A 12141-nucleotide genomic window follows, 5' to 3' on the forward strand; every position below is an offset into this window, starting at 1 on the left:
TAAATAAGTGGCTTGGGATGCTTGCAGGGCCCTGGGAAACACAAGCGTTCTAGAGGTTTCTCGGGCCAGGCTCGCTAGAGAGTCAGTAATCGGAACAGGGCGATCTTGTTGATCTCCGCCAGCGCGCATTTGAACTCGGTGTCGACCGGGTTGTGAATGCGCGTTTCGAACGCCGCGAGGATCTGATGCCGGTTGCTGCCTTTTACCGCCATGATGAAGGGAAACTTGAACTTGGCTTTGTAGGCGTCGTTCAGCTCGGTGAAGCGCTGGAACTCTTCGGCCGTGCATTGGTGAATACCGGCGCCAGCCTGTTCATGGGTGCTGGCTTCGGTCAACTCGCCCTGGACGGCAGCTTTGCCGGCCAGGTCCGGGTGAGCGTTGATCAGTGCCAGCTGGCTGGCGTGATCGGCGCTCAACAGGATGTCGCTCATGCGCTGGTGCAGGGTTTCGATCTGGTCGATCGATGCGTCCTGGCCCAGGTCGAAGGCCTTCTCGGCCACCCATGGCGAATGTTCGTAGATGTCGGCGAAGGCTTTGACGAAGGCGTCGCGGCTCAGGGTCGACGGTTTCAGGGTTTGAAAGGTGCTCATTTGGCAGCCCCTTGGTACGGGTGGGTTTCGTGCCAGTGACGCGCGATGTCGACGCGGCGGCTGAACCACACCTGTTCATGACTTTTAGCGTATTCGATAAAGCGCTTGAGCGAAGCCAGACGCGCCGGACGGCCGATCAGACGGCAGTGCAGACCGATCGACAGCATCTTCGGCGCTTCGGCGCCTTCGGCATAAAGCACGTCGAACGCATCTTTGAGGTATTCGAAGAAATCGTCGCCCTTGTTGAAACCCTGGACCTGGGTGAAGCGCATGTCGTTGGTGTCCAGGGTGTACGGGATCACCAGGTGCGGCTTGCCGGTCGGGTTGTTCGGTTCCCAATAGGGCAGGTCGTCGTCGTAGGTGTCGCAGTCGTAGAGGAAACCGCCTTCTTCCATCACCAGACGACGAGTGTTCGGGCCGGTGCGACCGGTGTACCAGCCCAGCGGGCGCTCGCCGGTGAGTTCGGTGAGGATGCGGATCGCTTCGAGCATGTGCTCGCGTTCCTGCGCCTCGTCCATGTACTGGTAGTCGATCCAGCGGTAGCCGTGGCTGCAGATCTCGTGACCGGCCTCGACCATCGCGCGGATTACATCCGGGTGACGCTGGGCGGCCATGGCCACGGCGAAGATGGTCAGCGGAATGTCGAATTCCTTGAACAGTTTCAGGATCCGCCAGACGCCGGCGCGGCTGCCATACTCGTAAAGCGATTCCATGCTCATGTTGCGCGCGCCTTGCAGAGGCTGGGCCGCGACCATTTCCGAGAGGAAGGCTTCCGATTCTTTGTCGCCATGCAGGATGTTGCGCTCGCCACCTTCTTCGTAATTGAGTACGAAGGACAGGGCGATCCGGGCATTGCCCGGCCAGTGTGGGTGAGGAGGGTTACTGCCGTAACCGATCAGGTCGCGTGGGTAGTCAGCGCTCACTGCAGTCTTCCTTCTTATTCGTTGACAGATTGTGTGGCGCCTTGAAGATGGGATGGCAGCTGGCGTCACAGCGATGGGCTGATTGTATACAACTTTATTCTCAATTTGTAAGCCTGAATTTTCGCATTTTTCACCGGCCGTCCTCTTTTGCTGATAACGGTGAGAGCCTGCAAGAAATCTGCCTGATCAGTCAGCTAATGGATCAGAGGTTCAATGAATGCATGGTTCGAGGGCTGAGCAGCGGAAAATCGGCGGAGGCTGGGGGCGGGAGGAAAAATGTCGTTTTTATTGTGTACAATTTTTTTTAAAAGTGTCTTAATCAGTCGCTAGCCGCAGCTTTTCGTGCTCCGAAACGGTGCGGTCTCCTTTTCAACTGACTTCGGGAGGCGCGAGGTCTGACTGCTCCACGCAGGCAGGCGCGCAGAATCAATGGGACGTTTGACAACACACGTTTTGGACGCTGCACACGGTTGCCCGGGCAGCTCGATCAAGGTCGAGCTGTACCGCGTTGAAGGTTCGCACCTGGAATTGGTCGCCAGTGCGCTTACCAACAGCGATGGCCGGGTCGATGCGCCGCTGCTGCAAGGCGATGACTACCGTACCGGTGTCTATCAGGTTCAGTTCCACGCCGGCGATTACTACCGCGCCCGTGGCGTCCAGTTGCCGGAGCCGGCATTTCTGGACGTGGTGGTGCTGCGGTTCGGCATCTCTGCCGAACAGGATCACTACCACGTGCCGTTGCTGATCTCGCCTTACAGCTATTCCACCTATCGGGGCAGCTGACCCCCAAGCAGCTGCCCCCACCGGGAAGCGACTGCGCATATAGCTTCTTTGGTCTTTCGCCCGCTCACACTGCGGGCTTTTTTTGCTTGAAATTCGCCGCAGGCTGGCCTTTGGTCTGACGAAGTTTCATTTTAGAGTCTGGAATTTTCGTCCCTGACAATCACGAAAGTTTGCGGATAAGTCGCCAGCGTTTGCGGTCCTCCTCTGAGCCAGACGACCCTTTTTTCGGCATTTGCCTGAATGACTGCCTGTGCCGCCGATGTGCCGACCTGTTCGCCCAGAGAGACACCCCAGCTCTTCGGGTCGAGATTCAAGGGGAGATGGATTTTTTGACCTCTGATGCGGTGCAGGCTCAAAAAGAACAGAAAATCATGTCCTGGCCGATTGAATACGACGGCGGGAAATGACGTCGAAGGGCTGATGTCGAAGACGTTGTATCCGTTGCGTTTCAGCAGTGCCGCAGTGAAACGTTTCAAGTCCTGGCCCGATTGACTGGGCATGAAGTGCCTCCATTCCAGTTTGAATCGGTTGGGGTCGAAATCGAGGCGTTGCAGCGACCCCTCTCCATCAGGTAGCGGCAGCGCCATGAAGCGCGCGTTTTCCGGCTCGAGGGTGATCATCGAGGGCAGCATCAATAACGGGTCCGCAAGCTCGGCTCGCGGGTAGGTGTTGCCGGCTTTCCAGTCGTTGAAGGTTTGGCGCAAGAGAGTCAGTCCGGTGCCGGTTATCCTGTCGGAGCCATTGGCAAGTTCGAACTGACGCTTTGCCACCTGCTGCAGGCAGGTGGCCGACAACTCCGGAAAATGCACGGCAACATAACCTGCAAGCGGTTGCAGGAAGGGCAGTGTGGGATCGATCTCCCAGTGACCGGCGGGAGGTACGCGGATTGCACCGCGAGGCTGTTGCAACAGGTCCGAAGCGAGAACCCTTTCCAGTGATGAATAGTTGTGAATCAGGTGTGTGGGGTTGGTGATGTAAACAATGGGTGTGTCTTCTGCAGGCCCTTGAGGCAACACCATGTATCGTTTGCCATTGATCTGTATATCGTGGGTTGTTCCGGGCGGTGCGTCGATTGCCCACTGCTCCCAGTGGTCGATTGGAGCATCGGGTAGCGGCGCGGGTGAACGAGGAACTGTTGCCGTTGCATCGTCTTTTTCAACGGCAGGCGTTCCTTCGCTCTCTGGTCCAATGTCTTCTTCACGGCGCGCCCGTTTTTCCGGAATGGCAGGCGATTCATCCTGGAGATGGCGAGTGAGGATCAGTTGCGAGGGTTCCGCACCAGTACCGCTCTGCGCCTGGACCTGGCGCCACTGAACAGTGCCTTCGATACGCTCCAGAAGCGGGCCGGAAGCGATGAGTTCGTTGGGTAGGCGTGCCCGTATCCGGTTCTGCGTATCCGTACCGACCAGAACCGTTGCACCGTCGATCAGGTCGACATAGTGATAACGTCCGGATGAGCGCAGCCCGGTTTGTACGTCGGGCTGCGGCAGGCGGTCGACAAGTCGGGGAGCCAGAAAATAGGTGGACATGGGGGGCTCTACATTCAGTCGCGTTATCTGCGTATCGCCGGGCAGGTCAATGATCTCGACCGTGGGTGGCTGAGGCTCCGGCAAGTGCACGGAGCGGTCCGAGCGATGGTCAGGCAAAGGCAGTGCATTGTGGCCGTCCGCATGAATGCGGGGTCCCGGAAGCAGATCCGGTGCCGGAATGCGTGAAGTCGGAGGACTGTCGTGGGAGGCTGTGTCTTTGGCGCGGATAGGGCGTTTGGGGCTCATTGATGGATGTGCTCTTGAAATGAACGAGGCGATTGGAAGACCGACAGTGCGGATCATTGAGGGGAAATGATCGTCAGCCCAGACCCGTTCCGGGTAATACATATGTCTATGCGCACGCATTCGTGATGCCGGATCTTTCCAGTGACGTCAGCGCCAATGACTGACCCGAAACGGCCGGAGGTCGCGACCCCCCGGCCGGTCTGTCATGAACGCTGCACACTGATGGAGGCAAAGCCTTCAATTGACGCTGGATTGTCCGGCCAGAAGCCAGGCCAGGTTCTTCGCTCGCTCCAGCCTTGTCGCGTCATCAAGGGACAGATCTCCCCTCAGCTTCGCGCATTGCGCTCGAAGCGTGTGCAGACCCTGGGCGCTGATCGGAGGGGAGTAATCGAGGGCAATCTTTGCTACCACTTCGAACACATTCATCTGATGGGTACAGTGGTTGATCGTCTTCAGGTCGTCGACGTCCACAAGGCGGGAAAAATCGGTATCCAATACCCAGCGACGTTGACTCAGGTGATATGAGAGCGCTCCCGGTGTGCCGTCTTTCATCGATATATTGCGCACGGGGAGTTGAACGCTCGTCGCGGTGGACCATTCGGCAGGCAGAGGCGTGTCGGGATCGTCGGGGGGGATGAAGAACCTGGCATCGATCGATTCTATATAGATGGCCTCAAAGATCAGATCGACTGCATGCACAATCCCCGAAGCCGTGATCACACGTATCTGATCCACCAGATCTTCGCTGTTGTCGTATTCAGGCAGGTGCACGGTGCATTTCCCAATCAGTAACTGATTGTTGGAGAGCGTTATGTCGACGTGACCCAGGGCTGTCGCGTCCAGCTCCCAGGTCGAGGAGAAGGCGAGCCGTTCAGTCGCCGAGGCCATGGCACCGGGAGTGGACAGGCGCAAGGACATGTCATTGCTGAGGTGAACGAGATAGGTCGATCCATTTCCGCTCAGGGTTTCGATGGCGGTCTGGGCGGTCGGGAGCGAGAACCTGACACACCGTGCCTGGTCGCCCAGCGGGTGTGGGGTATTGTCGAGGGGACGCAAATAGAGATGCTCTCCTTCCCGAGGTGTCAGGGTAATCGCCTTCGCCCTTTGCGAATGACCGATACCGTAATTCGATAGATGGTCGTCCGCGATGGGAGGCACGTGCAGGCGATAAGAAACCCCATCGTTCAGGATCAGCACGAATGAGTGATTGAGCATCATGAGAGGGCGGGTCAGGCCATTGTTTATCCGTCCAGGGCTGCGCCACCAGGAGCTGGCAAGATTGTTGATCGACAGGCTTTTCTCACCGAAAAAAAGCTTCAGGTTGCAATTCCTGTACATGATGTTTTTGAGTTCACCTTCCGCGAGGACTTCGATGTTGTAAGTCGCCAGGACATTCGAAAGTTCCACGCTGGAGAAATCAAGGTACACAGTGGTCAGAAAACTGTTCTTTTGTTCTGTGACCGTCAGAGTGGTGTGCTGGTTGTTTCGTGAAATCCAATAGTGGGTGTTTTTATCCTGAGGGACGGTAATGTCCGAGGAGTGGAGGATGGCCGGGAGCTCGCGCGTGCCTTGCTGCAACATGGAAACCTGAATCTGTGAAGCAGGCGCGTATTGCGAGTCAATAATGATTTCCGGGAGTTCAGGTATCCAGCGGAAGCCATCCCTGGTGATGAACGTCAGCTTTCCCCCCCTCAATTTTTGTGTTCGATTGTCAGTCCAGTCGTAAAGATTGGTCAGGCGCACGTATCTTTTTTTGTCGTCATCGAGATCGAACCCCGAAGTGACGATCAAGTCTGCATTTTTGATTTCCCAGCTTTCAATCAGATCCGATCGCCAGTCCAGCACGATGAAACTCTCGTCTGTACCTTCCTCGTGAATCACTACGTTGCCGGGTAAATGGGAAAGCGCATAAGTGTCTTTGCCGGGGCCGCCACGAATTGATGCAAAGGGGCTGAGCACGTAGATCTGGTCATCGCCGGCTCCGGCATCGACATGATCCTTGCCACGAGCCTTGATGATGTTTGGCCCGTCGGTACCGATCACCTCGTTGTTCGATCCTGCAAGGGTGTCGATGTTCTCGATATTGCGCAGCATGCTGTGCAGAATCAGTCCGTCTGCTTTATCCGGTTCGACCTTTACAAACATCTCGCCTTGCTTCAGATCGATTTTGTAGCCAAAGCGCTCTTCGTGTCCGGCAGGAAACGTTCCGGTCAGTTTCAGGCTGTCGCTTCCCGCGCCTCCATCCAGTTCGCCGATCAGGCCGGAATGGTCTTTTGTTTGCAGCAGATCGGCGGCCCCCTCAAAGACGAATTCGTCATCCTGTTTGCCTCCGTCCAGAAACTTCGGACCCAGCCTGTAATAGAAGTTGTTGGGTTTATTCGTCACTCCCTGCACGGTGTCGAAACCGCCACCGAGAAACCAAAGAATGTTCTTGAGTTCCGATGACGCTCCGAGGACGGAGCCTTTGGTCTTTTCCGTGACGCCGGCACGTGCATCGATAGTGTCGTTGTCATCGACGATTCTAGGGCGCTTGATGGTTTTGTACTGCGGGTTTTCCGGGGTCGAGTGGTAGGTGGGGATCTGAATCGACTCGACTTCGACGTGAAATCTGCCGTTGATGACAGCCTCGGTATGGTCTTTCAGATCTTCGTCGAGCAATTTTCTGGCGGAGGCTTGCAGCTGCCGGGCATGTTGAGCGGCGGCCCTGGCAATGATATGGCGATTTTCGACGCTTTCATCCGGGCTGATTCCCCAGAATGCAAACCAGCCTGTGCGCAATCGTTCTTCGGTTGTCAGGGTGATGTAATCGTCGATGTCATCGACCACGTTGATGGCCGCCCAGATACGCGAACCGGCGACCAGCAGCAGGCCAGCCACCAGCCCTATAGGGCCGGCAGAGGAAAAACCGGCCAGAGCCGCGGTGCCCAGCAGTACGGTCATCGCCGCGCTGGTCACACTCAAGCCAGCGTTTACGTAATGATTGACAGCCTCTTTACCCGTGGCTTTGGCTGCTGCATTGAATGAATCCACCGCGCTGATGATATCGAAAGGGAGGGTCAAGGCTCCGCCGATCAAGCCGCCCCCCCGGCCCAGTTTCAATGCAAAGCTGGTGTGTGCGAAGCCCTTGTAGGCGCTTTGTCCGGCCTTGAGCATCTGGGTGGCTTTGTGAGTGACCGCCAGGTCCACTGCAATCGAAGTGATATCTGCTGTATAGGCAGCGCTGTTGAAGATGATCCCGTAGGAATCCTTGTTTTTCACTGCATCCTGGAGCCCGCAAAGTCCACTGTAGATACCAAACGCCTGGAGGCCAATGCCGGTGCCGGCCATGGTGCGGCTTGCGGTACGGTTTGCCCATTTAGGAAGGGGCTCGGACATATGCGCATGTCGAATGTCCAGTTTCTGTGCAGAGACTAGAAGTTGCTTCAACTTGGTCAGATAACCATCGGTGTCGGAGTGGGTATCGATATCGTTATTCAGCAAGGTGGGCGACGTCAGCGGTCGTCGGCTGGCAATTTCAAACAGCAGCGCAGTCAGCGAGTAATCATCATCGCTGACGGACGTTTTCATGCGAGCGTTGATTTTAACTGGATCAAACTGCAAACCATCGATGAACTTTCTACTTGGAGTGCGGAAAAAAGTGTTTTTTCCATCCAGAACTTGGCCGTCAAGGGTGGCACCCAATGCGTCGAGAGATCTTCGGGTTATGTAGAAGTTGCCGATCCGAAGAGGACCATATACTTGGTCGACAACTTTCAACTCTGATGTTTTGCGTTTTGATTCAGAAGGTTTCCCGGTATTGCTTTGGTGTTCTTCAAAATCAATCGTGGAGGCGGGTTTGGGGTAGGAAGTTAGTTCAATGTCCGAAATGTCTACTGAATTATGGTTGATGGTGGAGTCGAGTATTAGCGTTGCCATAGAACATCCTTGTTCTTGCGTGGTTATGTATTTGCTGCTCCATGGTAGTTAAAGAAATTCAATTTTGTATATCCGCAGGCTATTGCGGTGTGTTGCAGATGGCTTGAGTTGTTGTACTCGAATCAACCGTCGTTCTTTGCTGCCATCCAGAAATTCAATTTATGGTCCTGGATGGCATTATCGATCACTACGTTATTCAGTGCCCGCTCAACAGTGAAGCAGCTCCAGCGCCTCCGAACAGTCCGGCACTGACCCGATTGAACCAGCTCTGCCCCTTGCCGCTGCGCAGATAACGCGCGGCGCCATGGGCACCGAGGCCGTAGGTCAATTTGCACAGCAGGTCGAGCAACGTCCAGGTGGCGATCATCACCAGCAGTTGCGGCAGGAACGGCTGTTCAGCGCTGAGGAATTGCGGCAGAAATGCGGCGAAAAACAAAATGTCTTTCGGATTGCTCGCGCCCAGCACGAAGGCCCGGCTGAACAATGCGCGGAATTTCGGAACCGGTGCGGCCTGAGGCACTTCGGCCCCCACCGACGGCTGACGCGATTGCTGCCAGCTCTGCCAGGCGAGGTAGAACAGGTAGATCGCGCCGATGATTTTCAGGGCGCTGAACAGTTTTTCGGACGCCAGCAACAGGGCGCCCAGCCCCAGCGCCGAGGCACTGAGCAGGCAGATCGAGGCGAACACGCCGCCAAGGAACGCCGGGTACGAACGACGCAGGCCGTAATTCAGACTGTTGCTGATCATCAGCAACGACAGCGGCCCCGGAATCAGGATCACCACCAGCGCAGCGCCACTGAACAGCAGCCAGGTTTCCAGACTCATCACTTGCTCCTTTTTATCGTTATCAAGAATGTGCAAAAGCCCCACCCGGTGGGGTGAGGCTGTTTTGAAGCGTGAACCGCGTAGCGCTTACAGGAAGATGAACTTGGCGATGAAGATCGCGCAGAGCACCCACAGGCTGACGGAGATTTCCTTGTATTTACCGGTGCCGGCCTTCAGCGCGACATAGGTAATGAAGCCCAGCGCGATACCGTCGGCGACCGAGAAGGTCAGCGGCATCATGATCGCGGTGACGATGGCCGGAATGCTGTCGGTCGCTTCGTCCCATTCGATGTGCGCCATGCCGCCCATCATCAGCATCGCTACGTAAATCAGTGCGCCGGCGGTGGCATAGGCGGGAATCATGCCGGCCAGCGGTGCAAAGAACATCGCGGCTATAAATAGCACACCCACGGTGACGGCGGTAAGACCAGTCCGACCACCAGCCGCTACACCGGCGGCACTTTCCACGTAGCTGGTGACCGGCGGAACACCGACGACCGCGCCGAAAACGCTGGAGGCGGAGTCGGCTTTCATCGCGCGGGAGAGGTTTTCGATACGCCCGTCAGCGTTCACCAGATTGGCGCGCTGGGCGACGCCCATCAGGGTGCCGGCGGTGTCGAACATGTGTACGAAGAGGAAGGCCAGTACCACGCTGATCATGCTGACGTTGAAGACGCCGGCGACGTTCATGGCCATGAAGGTTGGCGCCAGGCTTGGCGGGGCGGACATGATGCCCTCGTAGTGCACCAGACCAATCCCCCAGCCCGCGAGGGTCACAGTGATGATGCTGATGAGGATCGCGCCGAATACTTTGTGGTAGCTGAGGATCGCGATCATCAGGAAGCAGATGGCGGCGAGCAGCGGGCCGGGTTCACGCAGCGAGCCGAGCTTGATCAGAGTCGCCGGACTATCGACGACGATGCCGGCGGTTTTCAGGCCGATCAGCCCGAGGAACAGACCCACACCGGCGCCCATCGCATAGCGCAGGCTGACCGGGATGCTGTTGAGCAGCCATTCGCGGATCCGCGAAAAGGTCAGGATCATGAACAGCACGCCCGAGACGAACACCGCGCCGAGGGCGGTTTCCCAGTTGTAGCCCATGGTGCCGACCACGGTGTAGGTGAAGAACGCGTTGAGGCCCATGCCTGGCGCCAGGCCCACCGGCCAGTTGGCGTAGAGGCCCATCAGCAGGCAGCCCAGCGCGGCGGCGATACAGGTGGCGACGAAGGCTGCACCGTGATCGATCCCGGCATCGGCCATGATGTTCGGGTTGACGAAGATGATGTAGGCCATGGTGATGAAGGTTGTCAGACCGGCAATCAGCTCGGTCTTCACCGTGGTGCCATGCAAGCTGAGTTTGAAGATGCGCTCAAGCAGGCCAGTGCGTAACGGCGGCGAGAGTTCCAGCGTCGATGCTTCGGATTTGCGGCTTTCCACAGCGAGTACTCCTCAAGAGTTTTATTGTTATTTCCAGGACCGGACCCATGAGGGGTGGCAGCGGCCCTTTGAGGCATACGCGAATTTGTTGACCATGCGGTCAGGAACTCGCACGCTGTGGATTATGCTTTTGTGTACAAATAAAGCAAATATTGTTTTTGGTTTTGTAGACGAAAAGACTGGTGATCGAGCTATATCACTCGGTTGGGCGATTGGTTCCCAGCGCCAGATTGACCGCCAGCCAGCCGTTGACCGCCGTTTCGCCGGCTTCGGCAAAGACGCGCTCAAGCAATTTCACCTGTTCACGACGCAGCGCCTGTTCAAGTTTCGCGCCTTCAGCGGTCAGCTCCAGCAGGCGTTTACGTTTATCGGTCTCGGACGCAACGCTGTCCACCAGGTGCATTTCCTGCAATTGCCGCAACGGCATGTTCAGCGCCTGCTTGCTGACGCCGAGCAGCGCGAGCAACTCCTTGACGCTAAGGTTCGGATAGCGAGCTATGAAAAACACAATGCGTTGATGCACTCGGGACAGGCCGCGACGTTCGAGCATTTCGTCGGCCTTGGAGGTGAACGCCTGATAACCGAAGAAAAACGCTTCCATGGCTTGTTGTTGGCTGGCGCAGTTTTTAAGGTCAAGCATATTGACGTTTCCAGAGAAGGTGTCGTAATTTCAGTCAACAAGTTTGACTCATTTTTCCCATGCCTCGCTAGCGGTGACTTCCATGGCTTTTTCCGAACGTGTCTCGCGCCTCAAAAGTTCTCTGATCCGTGAAATCCTTGCCGCGGCCCAGCGCCCGGAGGTCATGTCTTTCGCCGGCGGGCTGCCTGCCGAAGCGATGCTGCCGAAGGTAGAGTGGGCCGACATGCCGCTATCTCTCGGCCAGTACGGCATGAGCGAAGGTGAGCCGGCATTGCGCGAAGCGCTGGCAGCAGAGGCGAGGGCGCTGGGTTTGCCGTGTGAGGCGAGTCAGGTGCTGGTAGTCAGTGGTTCCCAGCAGACTCTGGACCTGGCGGCCAAGCTGTACATCGATAAGGGCACCGAAATCCTGCTTGAAGCGCCAACGTATCTGGCGGCGTTGCAGATTTTCCAGCTGTTCGGCGCCGATTGCCTGACCGTGCCGCTGGAGGCTGACGGTCCGAACCTTGCGCAATTGCGTCAGCGTGTGGAGCAGCACCGCCCGGCGTTCATCTATTTGATTCCGACCTTCCAGAACCCGTCCGCTGTGCGCTACAGCGAAGCCAAACGCGCGGCCGTTGCGGCATTGCTCGACGAATTCGGCGTGACCCTGATCGAAGACGAGCCCTATCGCGAGCTGACCTTCGACGGCGGCAGCGCCCAGCCGATTGCCGGACGCCTGAAGAAATCCAGCTGGATCTACACCGGCACCGTGTCGAAAACCCTGTTGCCGGGCCTGCGTGTCGGCTACCTGATCGCCAGCCCGGATCTGTTCCCGCATCTGCTCAAACTCAAGCAGTCGGCGGATCTGCACACCAACCGCATCGGCCAGTGGCAGGCGCTGCAGTGGATCGGCAGTGAGAAATATCAGCAGCACTTGAGTGAATTGCGCGGCTTCTACCGTCAGCGCCGCGACGCCTTTCAAGCGGCGCTGGAAACCCATTTCGCCGATCTGGCGGACTGGAACACGCCGCAGGGCGGGCTGTTTTTCTGGCTGACTCTGAAGCAACCGCTGGACACCCGCACGTTGCTGAACACCGCGCTGGCCAACGATGTGGCGTTCATGCCCGGGGAGCCGTTCTTCCCCGAGCCGGATCGCAATCCCGGGCATCTGCGCCTGAACTTCAGTCACATCGACCCGGCCCGACTGGACGAAGGGCTCAAACGCCTGGCAGCGGTGGTGCGCCAGGCCCAGGCCGCGCAGGCGGCATAAAAA

Annotated in this window: 9 protein-coding genes; 2 read left to right on the forward strand and 7 right to left on the reverse strand. The window is 57.2% G+C overall.

Going from position 1 to position 12141, the window contains the following annotated elements; translation table 11 throughout:
* Window positions 1-74 precede the first annotated feature (74 nt).
* The gene (uraD, locus tag ACEN93_RS25715; RefSeq protein WP_039769895.1) at window positions 75-590 is read right to left on the reverse strand and encodes a 2-oxo-4-hydroxy-4-carboxy-5-ureidoimidazoline decarboxylase; all 516 of its coding nucleotides are present in this window, start codon (window positions 588-590) and stop codon (window positions 75-77) included.
* A complete protein-coding gene (gene puuE / locus ACEN93_RS25720; RefSeq protein WP_039769896.1) occupies window positions 587-1513 on the reverse strand; it encodes an allantoinase PuuE in 927 nt (308 codons plus the stop codon). The genes uraD and puuE overlap by 4 nt, the downstream gene beginning before the upstream one ends.
* A 429-nt stretch (window positions 1514-1942) precedes the next feature.
* Here puuE and uraH point away from each other — a divergent pair, with 429 nt between their 5' ends.
* On the forward strand, window positions 1943-2296 hold the full coding sequence (gene uraH / locus ACEN93_RS25725) for a hydroxyisourate hydrolase (RefSeq protein ID WP_011333195.1): 354 nt from the start codon (window positions 1943-1945) through the stop codon (window positions 2294-2296).
* 131 nt (window positions 2297-2427) lie between these two features.
* Here the strand turns inward: uraH and ACEN93_RS25730 are convergent, their stop codons facing one another.
* The 5 genes from ACEN93_RS25730 to ACEN93_RS25750 all read right to left on the reverse strand — a co-directional run bounded on the left by ACEN93_RS25730 (window position 2428) and on the right by ACEN93_RS25750 (window position 10889).
* Window positions 2428-3825, reverse strand: coding sequence for a hypothetical protein (locus ACEN93_RS25730; RefSeq protein ID WP_495610662.1), 1398 nt, complete (start codon window positions 3823-3825; stop codon window positions 2428-2430).
* A 483-nt stretch (window positions 3826-4308) separates the two neighbouring features.
* A complete protein-coding gene (locus ACEN93_RS25735) occupies window positions 4309-7986 on the reverse strand; it encodes a calcium-binding protein (RefSeq protein WP_495610663.1) in 3678 nt (1225 codons plus the stop codon).
* A 196-nt stretch (window positions 7987-8182) separates the two neighbouring features.
* Window positions 8183-8812, reverse strand: a complete 630-nt coding sequence (locus ACEN93_RS25740) for a LysE family translocator (RefSeq protein ID WP_039769902.1) — start codon at window positions 8810-8812, stop codon at window positions 8183-8185.
* 87 nt (window positions 8813-8899) lie between these two features.
* Window positions 8900-10249 (reverse strand): NCS2 family permease, encoded by a 1350-nt coding sequence (locus ACEN93_RS25745; RefSeq protein WP_039769903.1) that lies wholly within the window; start codon window positions 10247-10249, stop codon window positions 8900-8902.
* A gap of 196 nt (window positions 10250-10445) precedes the next feature.
* The gene (locus tag ACEN93_RS25750; protein ID WP_495610664.1) at window positions 10446-10889 is read right to left on the reverse strand and encodes a MarR family winged helix-turn-helix transcriptional regulator; all 444 of its coding nucleotides are present in this window, start codon (window positions 10887-10889) and stop codon (window positions 10446-10448) included.
* An 82-nt stretch (window positions 10890-10971) separates the two neighbouring features.
* On the opposite strand from ACEN93_RS25750, the gene ACEN93_RS25755 reads away from it, so the two are divergent.
* Window positions 10972-12138 (forward strand): aminotransferase-like domain-containing protein, encoded by a 1167-nt coding sequence (locus ACEN93_RS25755; RefSeq protein ID WP_414882576.1) that lies wholly within the window; start codon window positions 10972-10974, stop codon window positions 12136-12138.
* The last annotated feature ends 3 nt before the right edge of the window (window positions 12139-12141 follow it).

The organism is Pseudomonas sp. Pseusp21 (assembly GCF_059492145.1).

What these genes read in the sequence shown, in the direction of transcription:
- uraD (WP_039769895.1), bottom strand. Translation starts at nt 590, where the DNA reads ATGAGCACCTTTCAAACCCTGAAACCGTCGACCCTGAGCCGCGACGCC.
- uraH (WP_011333195.1), top strand. Translation starts at nt 1,943, where the DNA reads ATGGGACGTTTGACAACACACGTTTTGGACGCTGCACACGGTTGCCCG.
- ACEN93_RS25730 (WP_495610662.1), bottom strand. Translation starts at nt 3,825, where the DNA reads ATGTCCACCTATTTTCTGGCTCCCCGACTTGTCGACCGCCTGCCGCAG.
- ACEN93_RS25735 (WP_495610663.1), bottom strand. Translation starts at nt 7,986, where the DNA reads ATGGCAACGCTAATACTCGACTCCACCATCAACCATAATTCAGTAGAC.
- ACEN93_RS25740 (WP_039769902.1), bottom strand. Translation starts at nt 8,812, where the DNA reads ATGAGTCTGGAAACCTGGCTGCTGTTCAGTGGCGCTGCGCTGGTGGTG.
- ACEN93_RS25750 (WP_495610664.1), bottom strand. Translation starts at nt 10,889, where the DNA reads ATGCTTGACCTTAAAAACTGCGCCAGCCAACAACAAGCCATGGAAGCG.
- ACEN93_RS25755 (WP_414882576.1), top strand. Translation starts at nt 10,972, where the DNA reads ATGGCTTTTTCCGAACGTGTCTCGCGCCTCAAAAGTTCTCTGATCCGT.